At 71.0% G+C, this 19274-nt stretch carries 15 protein-coding genes; 10 read left to right on the top strand and 5 right to left on the bottom strand.

Annotation, left to right across the window (positions count from 1 at the left end; all coding sequences use genetic code 11):
• Positions 1–90: 90 nt before the first annotated feature.
• From JOM49_RS14115 to JOM49_RS14105, 3 genes are read left to right on the top strand one after another with little or no spacing between them, the layout of a single operon-like run.
• Positions 91–1260, top strand: a complete 1170-nt coding sequence (locus JOM49_RS14115; protein WP_209664748.1) for an MFS transporter — start codon at positions 91–93, stop codon at positions 1258–1260.
• A 27-nt stretch (positions 1261–1287) separates the two neighbouring features.
• Positions 1288–2121: an aldo/keto reductase gene (locus JOM49_RS14110; RefSeq protein WP_209664747.1), complete on the top strand. Its 834-nt coding sequence runs from the start codon at positions 1288–1290 to the stop codon at positions 2119–2121.
• Positions 2122–2133: 12 nt separating this feature from the next.
• Positions 2134–2922: an SDR family NAD(P)-dependent oxidoreductase gene (locus JOM49_RS14105; protein ID WP_209664746.1), complete on the top strand. Its 789-nt coding sequence runs from the start codon at positions 2134–2136 to the stop codon at positions 2920–2922.
• A gap of 77 nt (positions 2923–2999) precedes the next feature.
• Here the strand turns inward: JOM49_RS14105 and JOM49_RS14100 are convergent, their stop codons facing one another.
• Positions 3000–3740 carry an SDR family oxidoreductase gene (locus tag JOM49_RS14100; RefSeq protein WP_209664745.1) on the bottom strand — a complete coding sequence of 247 codons (741 nt, stop codon included), beginning with the start codon at positions 3738–3740 and terminating at the stop codon, positions 3000–3002.
• The gene (locus JOM49_RS14095; RefSeq protein WP_209664744.1) at positions 3737–4618 is read right to left on the bottom strand and encodes an NAD(P)-dependent oxidoreductase; all 882 of its coding nucleotides are present in this window, start codon (positions 4616–4618) and stop codon (positions 3737–3739) included. The genes JOM49_RS14100 and JOM49_RS14095 overlap by 4 nt, the downstream gene beginning before the upstream one ends.
• A 170-nt stretch (positions 4619–4788) precedes the next feature.
• On the opposite strand from JOM49_RS14095, the gene JOM49_RS14090 reads away from it, so the two are divergent.
• Positions 4789–7890 (top strand): AfsR/SARP family transcriptional regulator, encoded by a 3102-nt coding sequence (locus tag JOM49_RS14090; RefSeq protein WP_308158737.1) that lies wholly within the window; start codon positions 4789–4791, stop codon positions 7888–7890.
• A gap of 42 nt (positions 7891–7932) precedes the next feature.
• The gene (locus tag JOM49_RS14085) at positions 7933–8289 is read left to right on the top strand and encodes an STAS domain-containing protein (RefSeq protein WP_209664742.1); all 357 of its coding nucleotides are present in this window, start codon (positions 7933–7935) and stop codon (positions 8287–8289) included.
• 820 nt (positions 8290–9109) lie between these two features.
• Here JOM49_RS14085 and JOM49_RS14080 read toward each other — a convergent pair.
• Positions 9110–9982 (bottom strand): LysR family transcriptional regulator, encoded by an 873-nt coding sequence (locus JOM49_RS14080; protein ID WP_209664741.1) that lies wholly within the window; start codon positions 9980–9982, stop codon positions 9110–9112.
• 73 nt (positions 9983–10055) lie between these two features.
• Here JOM49_RS14080 and JOM49_RS14075 point away from each other — a divergent pair, with 73 nt between their 5' ends.
• Entirely contained in the window at positions 10056–10898 is an 843-nt protein-coding gene (locus JOM49_RS14075) for an aldo/keto reductase (RefSeq protein WP_372444006.1), read from the top strand.
• 95 nt (positions 10899–10993) lie between these two features.
• Complete coding sequence (locus JOM49_RS14070; protein ID WP_209664740.1) at positions 10994–11359, top strand: histone-like nucleoid-structuring protein Lsr2; 366 nt, start codon at positions 10994–10996, stop codon at positions 11357–11359.
• Between the two features lie 34 nt (positions 11360–11393).
• Here JOM49_RS14070 and JOM49_RS14065 read toward each other — a convergent pair whose 3' ends face one another.
• Complete coding sequence (locus tag JOM49_RS14065; RefSeq protein ID WP_245369326.1) at positions 11394–14258, bottom strand: ATP-binding protein; 2865 nt, start codon at positions 14256–14258, stop codon at positions 11394–11396.
• 340 nt (positions 14259–14598) lie between these two features.
• Here JOM49_RS14065 and JOM49_RS14060 point away from each other — a divergent pair, with 340 nt between their 5' ends.
• The gene (locus tag JOM49_RS14060) at positions 14599–16140 is read left to right on the top strand and encodes a S8 family peptidase (protein ID WP_209664739.1); all 1542 of its coding nucleotides are present in this window, start codon (positions 14599–14601) and stop codon (positions 16138–16140) included.
• Complete coding sequence (locus JOM49_RS14055) at positions 16140–17921, top strand: S8 family peptidase (protein WP_209664738.1); 1782 nt, start codon at positions 16140–16142, stop codon at positions 17919–17921. Before JOM49_RS14060 ends, JOM49_RS14055 begins: the two co-directional genes overlap by 1 nt.
• Before the next feature lie 47 nt (positions 17922–17968).
• Here JOM49_RS14055 and JOM49_RS14050 read toward each other — a convergent pair whose 3' ends face one another.
• Positions 17969–18388 carry a YciI family protein gene (locus tag JOM49_RS14050; protein ID WP_209664737.1) on the bottom strand — a complete coding sequence of 140 codons (420 nt, stop codon included), beginning with the start codon at positions 18386–18388 and terminating at the stop codon, positions 17969–17971.
• 108 nt (positions 18389–18496) lie between these two features.
• Here JOM49_RS14050 and JOM49_RS14045 point away from each other — a divergent pair, with 108 nt between their 5' ends.
• Complete coding sequence (locus tag JOM49_RS14045; RefSeq protein WP_209664736.1) at positions 18497–19204, top strand: SRPBCC family protein; 708 nt, start codon at positions 18497–18499, stop codon at positions 19202–19204.
• Positions 19205–19274 lie beyond the last annotated feature (70 nt).

Genomic DNA, 19274 nt, shown 5'->3' with positions numbered 1-19274 from the left:
TCGTCAGCAATTACCCGCGTCTGCAACTATTGCTCACGCTGGTATCTGCTCAGCCCAAGGATACCCGCCGGAGTGGAGGAGCGGTTTACCATGCCCGTCGCCCTGTTCGCGCTGGCGATCAGCGCCTTCGGCATCGGCACCACGGAGTTCGTGATCATGGGCCTGCTGCCCGAGGTCGCCGCGGACTTCGGCGTGACCATCCCGGCCGCCGGCCTGCTCATCTCGGGCTACGCGCTCGGCGTGGTGGTCGGCGCGCCGCTGCTCACCGCGCTCGGCTCGCGGATCCCCCGCAAGACCGTGCTGGTCGGGCTGATGGTGCTGTTCATCGTCGGCAACCTGATCTCGGCCGTGGCCACGAGTTACGGCCTGCTGATGACCGGGCGGATCGTGGCGGCGCTGTCCCACGGCGCGTTCTTCGGCGTCGGCTCGGTGGTCGCCGCCTCGCTGGTCGCGCCGACGAAACAGGCCGGCGCGATCGCGCTGATGTTCACCGGGCTGACCGTGGCGAACGTGCTCGGCGTGCCCGCCGGGACCGCGCTCGGCCAGCAACTCGGCTGGCGTTCGACGTTCTGGGCAGTCAGCGCGCTGGGCGTGGTCGGGCTGATCGGCATCATCGCGCTGGTGCCGCGGCAGGCGCGGGTGGAGAGCGGCGGGTTGCGCCGCGAACTGGCGGTGTTCCGCAAACCGCAGGTGTGGCTGGCATTGGCGATGACCGCGCTCGGCTTCGCCGGGGTGTTCGCCTCGTTCACCTACATCGCGCCGATGATGACCGAGGTCGCCGGGTTCTCCTCCGGCGCGGTCACCTGGCTGCTCGTGTTGTTCGGGGCCGGGCTGGTCGCGGGCAACCTGCTCGGCGGGCGGGCCGCGGACCGCGCGCTGATGCCCAGCCTGTACGTCATCCTCGCCGCGCTCGCGCTGGTGTTGCTGGCGTTCGTGTTCACCGCCCACGCCCAGGTGCCCGCGGCGATCACCATCGCGTTGTTCGGGGCCGCCGGGTTCGCCACCGTGCCACCGCTGCAGGCGCGGGTGCTGGCGCAGGCCGGAGAGGCGCCCGCGCTGGCGTCGGCGGCGAACATCGCCGCGTTCAACCTCGGCAACGCCGGCGGCGCCTGGCTCGGCGGGCTCGCCATCGACGGCGGCCTCGGCTACACCGCGCCCAACTGGATCGGGGCCCTGCTGGCCGCCTCCGGGCTGCTGGTGGCGCTGTTCTCCGGGATGCTGGACCGGCAGCGGTCCCCCGGGCGCGTCACCGTCCACTGAGGAAAGAACAGAGAGAGGAAAGGTTTCATGACCGGCATTCCCACCGTCACCCTGAACAACGGCGTAGTCATGCCGCAGCTGGGGTACGGGGTGTTCCAGGTGCCCGACGCGGAGACCACCGCCGCGGTGACCTCCGCCCTCGAGGCCGGGTACCGCAGCATCGACACCGCGACCGTGTACGGCAACGAGCGCGGCGTCGGGCAGGCGCTGGCCGACTCCGGCCTGGCGCGCGAGGAGTTGTTCATCACCACCAAGGTGTGGAACTCCGACCAGGGCTACGACAAGGCGCTGCGGGCCTTCGACAACAGCGCCGAACTGCTCGGGCTCGACTACCTCGACCTGTACCTGATCCACTGGCCGACGCCGGAACGCGGCCTGTACGCCGAGACCTGGCGGGCGCTGGAGAAGCTGCACGCCGACGGCCGGATCCGGGCGATCGGCGTGTCGAACTTCCAGCCGTCTCACCTGGACGAGCTGGCGCGCACCAGCTCGGTGGTGCCCGCGGTGAACCAGATCGAGGTGCACCCGTACCTGCAGCAGGCCGAGGTCCGCGAGTACGACGAGAAGCACGGCATCGTGACCGAGGCGTGGAGCCCGCTGGCCAAGGGCGGCGACCTGCTCGCCGATCCGGTGGTGCGCGAGCTGGCCGAAAAGCACGGTCGCACCCCGGCGCAGATCGTCCTGCGCTGGCACGTGCAGCTGGGCAACGTGGTCATCCCCAAGTCGGTGACGCCGTCGCGCATCCGCGAGAACGCGGCGTTGTTCGACTTCGAGCTGGCCGACGAGGATGTGGCCGCGCTGTCGTCGCTCGACCGCGGTGAGCGCACCGGCCCGGACCCCGACACCTTCAACGTGGCCTGAGGGGCGCCCGCGATGCACTTGGATCTGAGCGGCAAGACCGCGCTGGTCACCGGGTCGAGCCAGGGCATCGGCCTGGCGATCGCGACCGGCCTGGCCCGCGCGGGCGCGCGGGTGGCGGTGAACGGGCGCAAGCAGTCCACTGTGGACGAGGCGGTGGCGCGGGTGCGCGCCGCGGGCGGTGAGGCGGTGGCGGCCGTCGCCGACGTGGCGTCCGAACAGGGCGCCGCGGACCTCGCCGCCCAGCTGCCCGAGGTCGACGTCCTGGTCAACAACCTCGGCATCTTCGGCGCCGAAGCCCCGCTGGAGATCAGCGACGACGAATGGCGCCGGTACTTCGAGGTCAACGTGCTCACCGCGGTCCGGCTCACCCGGACCTACCTGCCCGGCATGACCGGCCGCGGCTGGGGCCGCGTCCTGAACATCGCGAGCGACTCCGCACTGGTCATCCCGGCCGAGATGATCCACTACGGCGTCTCGAAAACCGCGCTGCTCGGGGTATCGCGCGGGTTCGCCAAGGAGGCGGCGGGCACGGGCGTCACCGTCAACTCGGTGATCGCCGGGCCGACGCACACCGGTGGCGTGGAGGACTTCGTGTACCAGCTGGTGGACCGCTCGCTGCCGTGGGAGGAGGCGCAGCGGGAGTTCATGCGGCTGCACCGGCCGCAGTCGCTGCTGCAGCGGCTCATCGAGCCGGAGGAGATCGCGAACATGGTGGTCTACCTGAGCTCGCCGCAGGCGTCGGCGACCACCGGCGCCGCCGTCCGCGTCGACGGCGGCTACGTCGACTCCATCGTCCCCTGACCTCTCGGCCGAATGCCAGGAGTGGGGCATTACTTGCGTTCATTGCAAGTAATGCCCCACTCATAGCATTGACTAAGTCACGCGATTCGCCGGCCCAGGCCGCCGTCCACGGGGAGTTTGACGGCGGTGGTGAAGGTGGCGTCGAAGGCGAGGAACAGCGCGGCGGCCGCCACCTCGTCCATGGTGCCGTGGCGCTTCATCGGCGTGGCGAGGTCGCCCAGTTCCGAGAACGCCGCCCGTTCCTCCGCGGTCGCGTCGGTCAGCCCCATGGTCGGGGTGTCGACGAACCCCGGCGCCACCGCGTTCACCCGGATGCCCCGCGGCAGCAGCTCCGCGGCCAGCACCTGCGCGAACGACCACAGCGCCGCCTTCGAGCCCGAGTAGGCGGCCATGCCTGCCGCGCCGCCCTCGTCGGCCACCGAGGTGGTGAACACGATCGAGCCGCCGTCACGCACCAGCGGCAGCAGCCGCTGCACGGTGAAGAACGCGCCCTTGGTGTTGACGTCGAAGATCCGGTCGTAGGTCGCTTCCGACACGTCCGCGAACGGCTGGTTGATCGCCACCCCGGCGTTGACGAACACCGCGTCCACCGAGCCGAGCCGGTCGGCGACGATGCGGCCCAGCGCGTCGATGTCGGCCATGCTCGCCGCGTCCGACCGCAGGACGAACGCCCGCGAACCCAGCTCGTCGCGTGCCGCTTCGACCTTGCTCTCGTTCCGGCCGGTGATCAGCACCTGACCTTCCCGCGCCAGCACGCCCTTCGCCATCGCCAGGCCGATCCCGTGCGTCCCACCGGTGACGACGACTCGCGGGCTCATGCGCGCTCCTGCAGGAGCCGCACCACGCCGACCCCGTCCTCGTCGCCGTGGCCCTTCGCCACCCACTCCTGGAACAACCGCAGCACCGGCTCCATCAGGTCCGGCCGCACGCCCTGCTCCTTGCTGGCCTCGATCAGGTTCGGGAACGCCTTCGCCTGCATGGCGAGGTTCGACACCACGTCCTTGGTGAACTCGTCGCGGTCGATCCGGTCGGCCGCCTCGGTGACGAACCCGGACATCGCCCGCAGCCACGGCACCAGCAACGCGGAGAAGTCGGTCGCGGAAATCCCCTCCGAGCCGATGAGCGCGTAGGCGTGCATGACTCCCGCGTGCAGGCCGTACATGCCGCTCAAGAGCGCCAGGTCGTACAAGGACGCCAGCCCGGTGTCCTCGCCGACGAACTGCACCCCGCCGAACGCCTCGAACAGGTCGCGATTGGCCTTGAAGGCGCTCTCCGAGCCGGAGTACAGCACGAACGACTGGTCGGTGCCGATGCCCGGCGGGACCGCCATGATGCCGCCGTCGACGTACTCCGCACCCAGCGCCGTGACGCGTTCTCCCAGCTCACGGGCCTGGCGCGGGGTACCGTTGGTCAGGTTGACCACGGTCCGCCCGCGCAGGCGGTCACCCGCCGCCGCCAGCAGTTCGTCGACCGCCGAGTTGTCGATCACGCACAGGATCACCACCTGGCTCGCCTCGAACGCTTCCGCCAGTCCGGTCGCCTCCCGCGCCCCCGCCGCGGTCAGCGACCCGGCCCTGCCCGGCGTGCGGTTCCACACCGTGGTCGAGAACCCGTTCCGCAGCAACGCCGCGGCCAGCGCCTGCCCCATGTCGCCCAGCCCGGCGACCGTGGCGCGGGTGGTGAAGTTCTCCGTCATCGTTCCTTCTCTCGTTCGGTCTCCCCTGACGAGTTCCACCGTGCGGGCGGCGGCTTTCGGTCCGGTCCGGGTCTGGTCACGGGAGACTGTCGGTCCCTCCGGCTACGCTGGGTTTCGTGCGTTTCGGGGTGCTTGGTCCGCTTGCGGTGTGGACGGCGGATCAGCGACCGGTGAAGGTCCCGGAGGCGAAGGTCCGCGCCCTGCTCGCGGACCTGCTGGCGCACCGCGGTCGCCCGGTTTCGGCCGACCGGCTCGTCGACGACCTCTGGGGCACCGAGCCGCCCGCCAATCCGATCGGCGCGCTGCAGACCAAGGTGTCGCAGCTGCGGCGGGCACTGGAGCAGGCTGAGCCGGGTGGCCGGGAACTGGTGGTCTCCGGCCCGTCCGGGTACGCGCTGCACGCGCCCGAGGTCGACGCCGAACGCTTCGAAAGCCTGCTGGACCAGGCGCGGCAACCCGGTGATCCCCGCACGAGGGCGTCCCGGATCGGCGAAGCGCTCGCGCTCTGGCGAGGCGCCGCCTTCGCCGACTTCCCCGACGCGGACTTCCTCGCCCCGGTGGTCCAGCGGCTCGACGAACTGCGGCTGGTGGCGTTCGAAGAGCAGGCCGAAGCCCGGCTGGAACTGGGTGAGCACAGCGAACTGGCGGGTGAGCTGGCCGATCTGGTCGCGCGGCACCCGTTGCGCGAACGTTTGCGCCGCGCCCACCTGCTCGCCCTGTACCGCGCGGGACGGCAGAGCGAAGCGCTCGCCGGGTACGCCGAGCTGCGTGAGCGGCTCGCCGACGAACTCGGGCTCGATCCGAGTCCCGAGTTGGCCGAGCTGTACCAGTCGATGCTGCGGCAGGATCCCGCGCTCACGCCGTCGGCCCGGCGCGCCACGAACCTGCCCGCTCCCCTGACCGAGCTGATCGGCCGTGACGGCGAGGCCACCGAGGTCGGCCACCTGCTCGGCGCGAACCGGCTGGTCACGCTGGCCGGTCCGGGCGGGGTCGGTAAGACGCGGCTGGCCATCGAGGCCGCGTCCCGGCTCACCGGCGAGTTCCCCGACGGCGTGTGGCTGGTCGAGCTGGCCGGGCACTGGACGCACGGCGCCCCGGAGGCGGCGTGCTCGGTCGCCGAGGTCACCGCGAGCATGCTCAACCTGCGTGAGAACGCGGTGGCGGGCGCCCTGCCGTCGCCGTCGGAGCAGCTGGCCGAAGCCCTGCGCGATCAACAACTGCTGCTGGTGCTGGACAACTGCGAGCACCTGGTCGAGCCGGTCGCCGAGCTGGTGCAGTCGCTCCTGCTGGCCTCCCCCGGCCTGCGGGTGCTGACCACCAGCCAGGAGCCGCTCGGGCTGGCGGGCGAGGTCGTCTACGGCGTTCGCCCGCTGGAGCTGCCCAGCGCGGTGGAGCTGTTCAGCAGGCGCGCGGCCGCGGTCGCCCCGGGTTTCGCGCTGTCCGACGAAAACACCGACGCGGTCGCGGAAATCTGCCGCAGGCTCGACGGCATCCCGCTGGCGCTCGAACTGGCCGCGAGCCGCATCCGGGTGCTCGGCGCGGGCGAGTTGCTGTCCCGCTTGGACGACCGGTTCCGTGTGCTGACCAGCGGGCATCGCGGCGCGCCCGCCCGGCAGCAGACGTTGCGCGCGATGATCGGCTGGAGCTGGGAACTGCTCACCGAGGCCGAGCGGATCGTGCTGCGACGGCTGGCCCTGCACGTCGAAGGCTGCGACCTCGAAGCCGCCGAGGCGGTGTGCGCCGGCGAGGGCGTGAAACCGGCCGAGGTGCTGGACCTGCTGGCGCGACTGGTGGACCGGTCGCTGGTCGCGGTGACCGAAACGCACGGCCGCACCCGGTATCGGCTGCTGGAATCCGTTTCGGCGTACTGCGTCGAGCGGCTGCACGAGGTCGGCGAGTTCGACTGCGTCCGGCGGCGGCACAACCGCTACTACCTCCGACTGGCCGAACGCGGTGAGCCGCAGTTGTGCGGTTCGGAGCAGCGCGCCTGGCTGGACCGGCTGGACTCCGAGAGCGCCAATTTCCGCGCCGCGCTCGAAGGCGCCGAGCTCGACGGAGACGCGGAGCTGGCGATCCGCCTGGTCAACGCGCTGGGCTGGTACTGGTTCCTGCGCGGCAGGCTGCGCGAGGGACACCGGTCGGTGAACGCCGCGCTGGCCATCGACGGGCACGCGCCGGACGCCGCATGGGCCACGGCGATGGCCTGGCAGGCCGGGCTGATGGGCCTCATCGGCGAGGGCCCCGGCCTGCACGAGCGGGCCGAGAAGGTGCTCGCGCTCTACGACGACATCGACGATCCGCTCGGCCGGGCGCGGGCGGAGTGGTTCATGAGCTTCGCGCTGATCGGCTCGGGCGACCTGTCGCTCGGGGCCGCGCGGGTAGACCGCGCGCTCGCCGGGTTCCGCGCGCTCGGCGACCGCTGGGGTGAGGCGGCCGCGCTCAGCCTGCAGGCCATGCAGGCGCGCCCGCGTGGTGGCTTGGCCCAGGCGAAGCGTGACAGCGAACGCGCCATCGAGTTGTTCCGCGAGGTCGGCGACCGGTGGGGCGAGGTCAAGTCGACCGACACGCTCAGTTCGCTGGCCGAAATCGCCGGCGACTACGAGCGCGCGGAGAGCCTGCACCGCAACGCCCTGCGGCTCGCCGAGGAACTCGGACTGTGGAACGAGGTGTCGTACACGCTGTCCGGCATCGGGCGGATCGCGTTGCTGAAGGGCGAGTTCGCCAAGGCCGACGAGTACCACGAGCGCGCGCGGAAGCTGTCCGCGCAGCATTCGCACAAGCGCGGGGAGCAGTTCGCCGAGATCGGGCTCGGCCTCTCCGCGCGGCGGCAGGGCCGGTATGCGCAGGCCGAGGTCCACCTGGAGCGCTGGCTCGACTGGTGCCGTCAGGTCGACGGCGACCTCGGCACCGCGCTGCTGCTGGCCGAGCTCGGGTTCGCCGCCGAGCAGCGCGGGGACACCGAGCTCGCCATGGCCCGGCAGCGGGAGGGCTTCGCCGCCGCGTCCGCCACCGGCGATCCGCGCTCGATCGCGCTGGCGATGGAAGGGCTCGCGGGCGCCACCGCCGCCGTCGGCGACCACCGGCAGGCCGCGCGCCTGCTCGGCGCCGCGGCCGCCACCAGGAACTCCGTCGGCACCCCACTACCCGAGGCCGAACGCGGCGACGTCGACCGCGTCACCGCCGCCGTGGTCGCCACGCTCGGTGAGGCCGGGTTCGGCGAGGAGTTCGACCGCGGCCGCACCGATCCGTCCTTTGTGGACATTCAAGGGTGACAGTGGTGGTGCCCGCCACCGATGGGATGTCAGGATGGCTGGATGCTGACGTCCGGGGTGCGAACAGCGGAACAGGACATCACCATCGCCGTCGCGTGGCACGGTGGTGCGGTGGAACTGGCGGTGACCGGCGAACTGGACACCACCACCGCGCCGCTGCTCGAAGAGGCGATCGCCTACGCCGTCAAGGAGGACCCGACCGCGCTGGTGGTCAACCTCGACGCCGTGCAGTTCCTGGCCAGCGCCGGGATCTCGGTGCTGATCGAGGCGAACTGCCGGCTGCCGGAGCTCCTGCGCGTGGTCACGGTCAGTGAGATCGTGCTGCGGCCGTTGACGATCACCGGCCTGGACCGCGTACTCCCGCTCTACCCCACCACCTGCGCCGCCCTCGCCACCTGAACCGAGACAGGTGCCGTGAATGTGGCTTTCACGGCGGATTACGCCGTGAAAGCCACATTCACGGCATGGGACCGCTCCCCAACTTGGCTAGCTTGGGCCCTGAACGCGGAGAGCGGCTACGGGAACGTGGGGCTCGGCTGCGCCAACCCGACTACCCGAGTCTGGGTTTCGGCCGCCCGAGTGCAGGATTCGGCTACGGGAACGCGGAACTCGGCCGACTGAACGTGGAGTTCGGCTACCTGAACGTGAGACTCGGCTGCGCGAACGTGGAACTCGGGTGCCTGAGGGTGCGATCCGGCTGCAGGAGTGTTTAGCTCGGCTGCCTGAATGTGGAACTCGGCTTCTTGAGGGCGGGATTCGGCCACGCAACGTGGGCTCGGCCGACTGCCGTGGGGCTCGGCTGCAGACACGTGGAGCCCGGCCATCTCAATGCGAGCCTCGGCTATACCAACGTAGAACTCGGCTTCCTAAGCGTGAGACTCGGCTACCTGAGCGTGCGATTCGGCTACGGGAGTGTGGGGTTCAGCTACGGGAACGTGCGATTCGGGTGCTTGAACGTGGAACTCGGGTGCCTGAGTGTGGAGTTCGGCTGCCGGAACGCGCGCTTCGGGTGCTCTGCTGCCTGGGGGTGGGACTCGACTTCCTGAACGTGGGACTCGGCTACCTGAACGTGCGATTCGGCTACCTGAACGTGCGATTCGGCTACGGGAACGTGGGACTCGGCTGCGGGAACGTGAGGTTCGGTTGCGGGAACGTGGGACTCGGGTGCCTGAGTGTGGGGTTCGGCTGCGGGAGTGGGGGGTTCGGGTGGGAGGGTTGGTTAGGGGGTGGGGTGGGCGGCGGCGTGGCGTAGGGCGAGGACGGTGGCTCGGATGGCGGGGCGTCGCGCGGCGCTGGTTCGCCATAGGGCGTGCACCTGGCGCGTGGGGGCCGGGTCGATGGGTACCACGCGCACGCCGTCCGGCACGTGGTCCCGGCCCAGGCGCGGCAGGAGGGCGACGCCCAGGCCGGCGGCGACCAGCGCGAGTTGCGTCGAGTGCTCCGAGGCGGTGTGCACGATCCGCGGCTCGCCGAGGGTGCGCGAGAGCCAGTCGTGGCAGAGTTGGCCGCTGGTCCAGGTGATCCATTCCTCGTCCGCCAGCTTCGCCCTCGGCTCGTGATCCGCGGGCACCGCCAGGTCGAGCGGATCGTCGAGCAGGGTCTCGCGCGACAAGCCTTCCGGTAGTTCCAGCGGCGACTCGGGCCAGTCCTGCACCACGGCCACGTCGACATCGCCCCGGCACAACCCGCTGATGGCTTCCGGCGGCTCCCGTTCGTCCAACCGGACCCGCAAACCCGGATGGTCGGCCCGCAGCGCCCGCAACGCACCGGGCAGCAGGCCCCGCGCGGCGGTCGCGAAGGCCGCCATCGACAGCGCCCCGGCGACCGCGCCCCGGTGCCGGGCGAGGTCGGCCTCCACCCGTTCGACCTGTGCCAGCAACCGGTCCGCGTGCGCGGCGAGCAGCGCGGCCGCGTCGGTGAGCCGGATGCCGCGGCCGTTGCGCTCCAGCAGCGGCTGCCCCACCTCGCGCTCCAGCCGCGCCAGCTGCTGCGAAACCGCCGAAGTGGTGACGTGCAGGTGTGCCGCCGCGCCGCTCACCGAACCGGTCGTCGAGACCGCGCGCAGCACGCGCAGGCGTTCCAGGTTCAACACTTAAGTGATACTACGCGGTATGCCCAAGAATGACTCGCTTGTCTAAACAACAGGGCGGTTCCAGAGTGAGCACATGACCATGACGAACCACGCCACGCTCACCCTCGGCGGGGAGCTGACGGTGAACCGGCTCGGCTTCGGTGCCATGCGGCTGGGTGGGGCGACCGCCGCGGAACGCGCGGAGTCGATCCGGATCGCCCGCCGCGCCGTCGAACTCGGCGTCGACTTCCTCGACACCGCCGACTCCTACGACCTCGGCCTGAACGAAGAACTGCTGGCCGAAGCGCTGCACCCCTATCCGCGTGGACTGGTGATAGCCACCAAGGGCGGGCAATGCCATCCCGGCGACGACTGGATTCCGCTCGGCCGCCCGGAATACCTCCGCCAACAAGCGGAACTGAGCCTGCGCCGGTTGCGAATTCCGCAAATTGAACTTTACCAGTTGCACCGGATCGACCCGCTGGTTCCGCTGGCTGACCAGATCGGCGCGCTCACCCGGCTGCGCGAAGAGGGCAAAATCCGGCACATCGGCCTGTCCGAGGTGAGTGTGGCCCAACTCCGGGAGGCCGAAACGATCACCCCGATCGCGAGCGTGCAGAACCTGTACAACCTCGAACAACGAAGGTCTGAACCAGTGCTCGAGTACTGCGAACGCCGTGGTATCGCGTTCATCCCGTGGTTGCCCATCAAGTCGAGCACGCGCTCGGACGGTGTGGTGGCCGCGGTCGCGGCAGAAGTCGGGGCGACCCCGGCGCAGGTGGCGCTGGCCTGGTTGTTGCGGCGTTCACCGGTCGTGTTGCCCATTCCGGGGACTTCGTCACGCCGCCATCTGGAGGAAAATCTGGCCGCACTCACCCTTTCACTGTCCGATCAGGACTACGACCGGCTCGATTCCGCGTCCCGGAAACACGACTGAGCAAGCCGAATACCGCAGTTGTACACCGATCGTCTATCGTGCCAAGAGGGTGGCGGACCAGGGGGTGCGCCGGAATCGTCTTGGGAGCGGGAGACGTGGCACAAAAAGTTTCCGTGGTGATGTCCGACGACATCGACGGGTCGCCGGCCGACGAAACCGTTCATTTCGGCCTGGACGGGGTCGATTACGTGATCGACCTCTCCGCCGCGAACGCCGACGAACTGCGGGACGCGCTGTTCCGGTTCGTCGAGGTCGCCCGCCGGGTCAGCGGGCGCAAGAAGCGCGGGTCACCGCCCATGCCGAACGCCGGACCCGCGGTGGGGACCTCGGCGAGGCGGGCGCGGGCCCAGGCGATCCGGGCCTGGGCGCGCGAGCACGGATTCGAGGTCTCCGAACGCGGCCGGGTTTCCATCGAGGTCGAATCGGCGTTCGTCAAAGCCAACGAAGACGGTCAGCACTAGTCCATGCCGGTGAAAAGGCCGCCGGGCGGCTTTTTCAGCGCTGCGGATCCGATGGCGAACGCAGGTCCGCCCGGGAGTGCAGATCGAGTTTCCGCAGTACGTTCGCCACGTGCTGTTCCACGGTCCGCCGGGAAAGGAACAGCACTTCGGCGATCTCGCGGTTCGTCGAACCGCCCGCCACCAGCCGCGCCACATCCCGTTCCCGCGGCGAAAGTTCGTTGCCGTACCCGCGCCTGCCCCGCCGCGAAGGCGCCACCACACCGCTCGCGCGCAGCAGGTGGCGGCAGCGCGCGGCGTCCCTGGTCGCGCCGAGCGCGGTGAACTCCTCGGCCAGTGCCGCGAGTTCGCCGTCGGGCGCCGGTGCGTTCTCCAGCAGGCGGACCGCGACCAGCGCGGCGTAGTACGGCGCGGGCAGGGCGGCGTACCCCGCGCGTGCTTCGGTGAGGAAGTCGATCGCCGCGGCCGGGTTCTGCCGGTGCAGTTCGACGATGCCGCGGGCTTCGGCGAGCGCCGCGTCGGCCATCGGGGTGTCCCGGCCCGCGATGCCGTCGGCGAACTCGGTGGTCAGCGCGGCCGCGGCGTCGATCCGGCCCGCGGTGCAGTAGGCGATCACCGCGGGTGGCACCAGCTCGCCCGCCCAGGCCCAGACTCCCTTGCGCCGCAACAACCGCAGCCCGTCGTCGGCCGCCGCAGCCGCCGCCACGACGTCCTCCTTGGCCAGCAGCACCCGGATCGTGCCGCCCCAGGCGTCGAGCACCACCGGCGTGACCGCGTTCTCCGCCCTCCCGGTGCCCGAGTCGGTGAAGTACCGCTCGGCGCGCTCCCATTCGCCCTTCGCCACCGCGAGCGAGCCGAGGACCAGCGACAACTCGTCGGCCACCGGCCGCAGTTCGTGGTACTCCTCCAGCAGCCGCCGCGCCCGCTCGGTCACCGAGTCCCAGTCGCCGGTCAGCCAGTCCAGGTGCATCCGGGTGGCGCTCGCGATGCTCACCAGGAACGAGGCCCCGCCCTCGTGCGCCAGCCGGATCCCGGTGCGCAGGTGGTTCTCCGCCTTGCGCAGGTGCCCGGTCCAGGCACACGCGTCGCCGATGTTGCAGTGCGCCCTGGCCAGCTGCTGCTGTTCGGCCCGGCTTTCGGCCCGCACGGGCAGCCGGGCCAGCAGTTCCCAGGCGCCGGGGTCGCCGATGTGCAGCCGGGACGGGCCGTTGCTGGCGATCAGCGTCAGCAGCACCCCGGGATCGGTCACGTCCTCGATCAGCGTGTCCACTTTGGACATCCAGCGCAGGTGCTCGGCCAGCGGGGTGGTGCCGATGAACGGCTGCGCCAGCGCGGACATGCCCCGCAGCGCCAGCGCGTCGCGTTCGCCGAGCTCGTGGATGGCCATCTCGATCTCGGTGCGCCCGGACTCCTGCCCGCCCTCCTGGCGGATCAGCAGCAGGCCGAGGTTGAGCCGCACCTGGCCGTGGCTGTCCGGCGCCAGCCGCCGGTCGTTGAGCAGGCCCGCCAGCACCTCGATCACCTCGTGCTGCTGCGCCACCCCGAGCACCGCGACCCGGCTGAGCTTGACCGCCAGCCGGTCGACGTCGGCGTCGGCGAGCAGGCCCTCGGTGAGGAGATCCTTGAGCAGGCCGGTGGCCGTGGACGGGTCGCCGACCTCGACGGCCCGGTCCGCCGCCGCCTCACCGTGGCGCAGCCACCCGGCCTGGTCACCACCGCGGCGGCTGTGCTCGGCCAGCCGGACCAGCGGCGGCGGTTCCGCCGTGGCCAGGGCCACGGCCGCGCGCTGGTGCAGCGACTGCCGATCCGGCCCGGCGAGCGTGCGGTAGACCGCCTGCTGCGCGAGCGTGTGCCGGAAGCCGTACCGGCACGGCCCGCTTTCGAGCAGCACCTGGGTGTCGAGCAGGCGGGTGAGCGCCTCGTCGGCCCGGCCGGGGAGCAGTCCGGCGACCTCGGCGAGCACCTCGCGGGTCGCCGGAGTGCCGAGCACAGCCGCCGCGTACGCCAGCCGGCGCGCCGGGATCGGCAGCCCGGACAGCCGTTCCAGCATCGCCTCGCGCAGCAGCGCGGGCACCTCCGCGGTGTCCAGCAGACGCCTCGCGGTGGCGCCGTCGGAGTGCACGGCGCCTTCCGCACCACGCAGGGTCCGCAGCGTTTCCTCGACGACGAACGGGATCCCGGCGGTGCGTTCGTGCAGCAGCGCGGCGAAATCCGGCGATACCTCACGCCTGCCGAGGATCGCGGTGGTCAGGCGGCGCACCCCTTCGGCGTCGAACGGGCTCAGCTCGACGACCTCGCTCGCGGTGCCCGGCGCCGGCCGGAACGCGCGGCCGAGGGTGATGCCGCCGGGCAGTTCCTCACGCCGGTAGGTCAGCAGCAGGCTCAGCCCGGGTGGCAGGTCGGCGGTGAGGAAGCGCAGCAGTTGCCGCGAACCGTCGTCGGACCAGTGCAGGTCCTCGACCACCAGCACCGCGGGCCCGAGCACGCCGAGCAGCTCCCGGACCGCGCGGAACATGCGGTGCCGTTCCGATCGCGAGTCCGCCGCCTCGGGTGGATCGGGCAGGAACGCGGCCAGTTCCGGCAGGTACGGCCGCAGCACCCCGGTGACCGGGCTCAGCTCGGCGGTGGCCAGGTGCGAGCCCGCCTCACGCAGGGCTTCGAGGACCACGCCGTACGGGAACGGCTCGCGCATCGGCTGGCAGTACCCGACCAGCAGGCGCCGCGCGGCCACCTCCGGCAGGCGCAGCAGCTCGGTGAGCAGGCGCGTCTTGCCGATGCCCGCCTCGCCTTCGAGCAGCACCACGGCCGGCGGCCGGGTGACCGCGGCGGCCAGCGCCCGCAGTTCGGCCTCACGACCGACCAGCACGGGTGAACTGGATTCCGGCACCGCGTTCCGCGACATCACCACTCCCGGAAGATTCTCCGGACCGCGATGTCCGGATCACCGCCGAAGCTTAGGCGCTGTCCGGTGAGTTTGGTCGATGGGCTTCGTGATGGAGGTGGTTCCTGGCGGTGCGGGCGATTCGGCCTCGTACTGGCCGTACTCGGCCGAACTCGCCCGTGCCGCCAGGGGCCGCCTGGGCGCGGAGAGCGCGACCTTGACTCACCGGACAGCGCCTACCGTGCCGACAATAGTTACGTACCCGTACGGAACACCGCCTCGCTTGTTCGCGCCGTTCAGCCGCCCGACGCTGATCACCTGGTCACCGCCACCGGGTGGCCGAGCGGAGAGGAGTGGGTGAATGCGTGCACAACACCGGGCCTGGTCACGGGCCCTGGTCGCCGGATCGGCCGCGCTGGTCGTCGCCGGGCTGTCGAGCACCACGGCACAGGCTCAGGAGGGCGAGGTCCGGGGTGCCGGGCAGCCGGGCGCGATCGACGGCAGCTACATCGTGGTGCTGAAGGACGGGGCACAGGCGAGCAGCGCGGGCACGCTGTCGAGCCGGTACGGCGCCGAGGTGAAGCTGACCTACCAAACCGCGCTCAACGGCTTCTCCGCCCGGATGGACGCGGGCGCCGCGCGGCGGCTCGCGGCCGATCCCGCGGTCGCCTACGTGCAGCAGGACGGCATCGCCCGCGCCGACGCCACCCAGGACAACCCCACCTGGGGCCTGGACCGGATCGATCAAGCGGCGCTGCCGCTGGACAAGAAGTACACCTACCCGGACCACGCGGGCGCGGGCGTGACGGCCTACGTGCTCGACACCGGCGCCCGGCTGAGCCACCAGGAGTTCGAAGGCCGCGCGCAGAACGGCTACGACTTCATCGACGGTGACGCGGTGGCCAACGACTGCAACGGCCACGGCACGCACGTGGCGGGCACCATCGGCGGCAAGAGCTACGGCGTGGCCAAGAAGGTGAGCCTGGTCGCCGTGCGGGTACTGGACTGCCAGGGCAACGGCGAATGGTCGCAGGTCATCGGCGGCATCGACTGGGTGGCCAAGAACGCGAAGAAGCCCGCGGTGGCCAACATGAGCCTCGGCGGCGAGGCGAACAGCGCGGTCGACGACGCGGTGAAGAAGGCGATCGGCGCCGGGATCACCTTCGCGGTGGCGTCGGGCAACTCGAACACCAACGCGTGCAGCACCAGCCCGGCCCGCACGCCGGAGGCGATCACGGTCAACGCCACCGACAGCTCGGACAACCGCTCGTCGTTCTCGAACTACGGCACCTGCACCGACATCTTCGCCCCGGGCACCTCGGTCACCTCGTCCTGGTACACCGGGGACACCGCGACGAACACGATCAACGGCACCTCGATGGCGACTCCGCACGTCGCGGGGGCCGCGGCGCTGCACCTGGCGGCGAACACGTCGGCGACCCCGGCGCAGGTCCGCACCGCACTCGTGCAGGGCGCCACGCACAACGCGGTGAAGAACCCGGGCTCGGGCTCGCCGAACGAACTGCTCCGCGTCACCGGCACCACCCCGCCGCCGACCTGCGCGGGCGCGACGAACACCGACGACGTGGCCATTCCGGACGCCGGGGCGGCGGTCACCAGCTCGGTGGTCATCGCCTCCTGCGAGGGCAACGCCACTTCGGCCACCAAGGTCGCCGTCTCGATCCGCCACCCGTACACCGGTGACCTGGTGATCGACCTGCTCGGGCCAAGCGGCAAGGCCTACAACCTCAAGCAGGCCGGTGGGAACAGCTCGATCGACCTGAACTCCACGTTCAGCGTGAACGCCTCGGCCGAGCCGAAGTCGGGCACCTGGACACTGCGGGTGCGGGACGTCTACGCCTACGACATCGGTTCCATCGACTCGTTCGGGGTGAGCTTCTGATGCGCGCGTTTTTGGGTCTTCTCGGCTCGGCGGCGTTGCTGGCGATGCTCCCGGGAACCGCGGCCGCTTCGTCACCGCAAGGGACAGTGGTCCAGGCCAGTGAGCCGGTGTCCGGCGGCTATGTGGTGTCGCTGCACGATCGGTCCACTGTGGAGTCGGCGGCGGTTTCGCTGACCGATCGCTACGGTGGTGAGGTCAAGTCGACGTTCAGCGTGTCCATGCGTGGTTTCGCGGTCCGCGGGCTGAGCGAGGCGCAGGCCCGGCGGCTGGCCGCGGATCCGGCGGTGAAGGCGGTCTACCAGGACGGCACCGCCCGCGCGGCCGGTACGCAACCCAACGCGACCTACGGCATCGACCGGATCGACCAGCGGAACCTCCCGCTCGACAAGAACTACACCTACGCCAACACCGCCGCCGAGGTCACGGCCTACGTGCTCGACAGCGGGATCCGGTACAGCCACAGCGAATTCGAGGGCCGGGCGAAGTCCGGCTACGACTTCGTGGACACCGATCCGGACGCGAACGACTGCCACGGCCACGGCACGCACGTCTCGGGCACCATCGGCGGCAAGACCTGGGGCGTGGCGAAGAAGGTCCAGCTGGTCGGGGTGAAGGTGCTCGGCTGCGGCGGGTCGGCGCCGGACTCCGACGCGCTGGAAGGCATCGAATGGGTGGCCCAGAACGCGGCGAAACCCGCGGTCGCCAACATGAGCATGACCTTCGACACCGCGGGCATCGGGGACGACGCCCTGCGTGGCCTGCTCCAGGCCGGGGTGGCCACGGTGGTCGCGGCGGGCAACGACAACGGCGGCGACGCCTGCGCCCGTGGTCCGGCGAAGATCCCCGAGGTGCTGACCGCGGCCTCGACCGACGCGAGCGACAACCGCTCGTCGTTCTCGAACATCGGCACCTGCGTGGACTTGTTCGCGCCGGGCAGCAACATCACCTCGGCGAGCCACCTGAACGACACCGCGAGCACCGGCATGTCGGGCACGTCGATGGCCAGCCCGCACGCCGCCGGCGCGGCCGCGCTCTACTTGCAGGCGAACAAGTCCGCGACCCCGGCGCAGGTCAACTCGGCGCTCACCTCGAACGCGACCGAGGGTGTGGTCAAGAACGCCGGTTCGGGCTCGCCGAACCGGTTGCTCTACACCGGGTTCATCGGCGGCGGTCAGCAACCGGCGAACGACTTCTCGATGTCGGTGACGCCCGGTTCGGTCACCGTGGGCGAGCCGGGCGGGGCCGCTTCGGTGACCGTGGCCACCCAGCTGGTCAAGGGCACCGCCGAGGCCGTCACGCTGTCGGCCACCGGCCTGCCATCGGGTGCCACGGCCACCTTCGCGCCGACCTCGGTCACCGTCGGGGAAAGCGCCAAGCTGACCGTCGTCACCGGACAGTCCACACCGGACGGTACCTACCGGATCACGGTCACCGGCAAGGCCGCTTCGGCGAGCCGGACCGCGGACCTCACGCTGGTGGTCGGGGCCCCGGCCGGTGACGTCAGCGTCGCGGCGTCGCCGTCCTCGGGCACCGGCGGCTTCGGCACCCAGGTCAGCACCACGGTCAAGGCCTCGGGCGGGAGCGGGAACCTGACGCTCTCGGCGGCGGTCCCGCCGGGCGTGTTCGCCTTCTTCAACCCGGCCACGGTGGCGAACGGCGGCAGCTCCACGCTGACCTTCTTCGTGCTCAACGCCGCGCCCGGCACGTATCCGATCACCATCACGGCCACCGGCGCGGACGGAGCCACCGGCACCACGGTCTACACCCTGACCGCCAAGTAGCTCCACAAGGGACGGTGGCGCCCGGTGCGCCACCGTCCTCCCGCACGTCAGGACACGGTCATCTCCCGCAGCCGGTCGTTGGCCTCACGCAGTTCCGGGGTGAGCGCGTCGCCGAAGTCGTCGGCTTCGATCACCTGCCGCAGTTCCAGCACGGTCCGGCCGTCCTCGGGTGCCGGGCAGCGCCGCGCCCACGCGACGGCCTCTTCCCGTGACTTCACCTGGATCAGCCAGAAACCCGCGACCAGCTCACGCGGCTGGGGGAACGGCCCGTGCTCCACCACGGTCTCGTCCGCGGTGAGCGTGACGCGGGTGCCGCGCGCGCTCGCGTGCAGCCCTTCCCCGCCGAGCAGCACGCCCGCCTTCACCAGCTGCTCGTTGTAGCTGTACATCGCGGCCAGCTCGGCTTCGGTGGCGGCCTCGCCTGCCTCGCTCCGCTCGTCCGCCTTCATCAGGATCATGAACCGCATGACGTCGACCTCCATCTTCGGCGTGGTGTTGCCGACGCGTCGAACCCGGAGGGCCGGGATCGACAGCGGGTTGTTGACAAGTTTTTTCTTCGGTGGAACGGTGGCCGGATGCCCCGCGAGTTCGAGATCCGCCGCCAGGTCACGCTTCCCGCGACGCCCGCGCAGGTGTGGGCGGCGATCACCGCGGGCACCTCGGGGTGGATGTTCCCCACCGAGTCCGACGACGAGGCGGAGGGCTACCGCCTGCTCGACGACCACCAGGTGCTCGACTGGACGCCGCCGGAGCGGTACGCCCTGCGAGCCGAGCAGCCGGACGGTTCGTTCAACGCGCTGGAGTGGGTCATCGAAGGCCGCGCGGGCAGCACCGTGCTGCGGTTCGTGCACAGCGGCATGCTCGCCGAAGAGGACTGGGACCACGAATACGACGGCGCGGCCAAGCACACCGACTTCTACCTGCACACGCTCGGCCAGTACGTCAGCCACTTCCCCGGTCGCGCGGCCACCTACGTCGCGGCCGACGCACCCGAGGCTTCCTTGGCGCCCGATGGGTTCACCCGGTTGCTGCGGGCGCTCGGTGTCAGCGAAGTCGGCGACAAGCTCGAAGTCGGCCTCGCCGGCGAACCGCGGACCGCGGTGGTCGACCACCTCGACGACTGGTTCCTCGGCCTGCGCACCGACGACGCGCTGTACCGGGTGTTCGGCCGCAACGCCTGGGGCGCCCCGGTCGGCGTGAGCCTGCACCTGTTCTCCCGCGACGCCAACGCGGTCAGCAGCGGCAAGGCCCTGCGCGGCTGGCTGGACACCGTGTACCGGTAGGCGTGTCCAGCGCCACAATCCCACTCGCGTCACGCTTTCGTGGCGGCTGCATCCCACCCTCGACCGCTCG

Source organism: Amycolatopsis magusensis (assembly GCF_017875555.1).
In the GTDB taxonomy this organism is placed as follows: domain Bacteria; phylum Actinomycetota; class Actinomycetes; order Mycobacteriales; family Pseudonocardiaceae; genus Amycolatopsis; species Amycolatopsis magusensis.
This window is presented reverse-complemented; position numbering and strand designations above follow the sequence as displayed.

What these genes read in the sequence shown, in the direction of transcription:
- JOM49_RS14045 (WP_209664736.1), top strand. Translation starts at nt 18,497, where the DNA reads ATGCCCCGCGAGTTCGAGATCCGCCGCCAGGTCACGCTTCCCGCGACG.
- JOM49_RS14060 (WP_209664739.1), top strand. Translation starts at nt 14,599, where the DNA reads ATGCGTGCACAACACCGGGCCTGGTCACGGGCCCTGGTCGCCGGATCG.
- JOM49_RS14050 (WP_209664737.1), bottom strand. Translation starts at nt 18,388, where the DNA reads ATGCGGTTCATGATCCTGATGAAGGCGGACGAGCGGAGCGAGGCAGGC.
- JOM49_RS14065 (WP_245369326.1), bottom strand. Translation starts at nt 14,258, where the DNA reads ATGTCGCGGAACGCGGTGCCGGAATCCAGTTCACCCGTGCTGGTCGGT.
- JOM49_RS14110 (WP_209664747.1), top strand. Translation starts at nt 1,288, where the DNA reads ATGACCGGCATTCCCACCGTCACCCTGAACAACGGCGTAGTCATGCCG.
- JOM49_RS14075 (WP_372444006.1), top strand. Translation starts at nt 10,056, where the DNA reads ATGACCATGACGAACCACGCCACGCTCACCCTCGGCGGGGAGCTGACG.
- JOM49_RS14115 (WP_209664748.1), top strand. Translation starts at nt 91, where the DNA reads ATGCCCGTCGCCCTGTTCGCGCTGGCGATCAGCGCCTTCGGCATCGGC.
- JOM49_RS14085 (WP_209664742.1), top strand. Translation starts at nt 7,933, where the DNA reads ATGCTGACGTCCGGGGTGCGAACAGCGGAACAGGACATCACCATCGCC.
- JOM49_RS14105 (WP_209664746.1), top strand. Translation starts at nt 2,134, where the DNA reads ATGCACTTGGATCTGAGCGGCAAGACCGCGCTGGTCACCGGGTCGAGC.
- JOM49_RS14095 (WP_209664744.1), bottom strand. Translation starts at nt 4,618, where the DNA reads ATGACGGAGAACTTCACCACCCGCGCCACGGTCGCCGGGCTGGGCGAC.
- JOM49_RS14055 (WP_209664738.1), top strand. Translation starts at nt 16,140, where the DNA reads ATGCGCGCGTTTTTGGGTCTTCTCGGCTCGGCGGCGTTGCTGGCGATG.
- JOM49_RS14100 (WP_209664745.1), bottom strand. Translation starts at nt 3,740, where the DNA reads ATGAGCCCGCGAGTCGTCGTCACCGGTGGGACGCACGGGATCGGCCTG.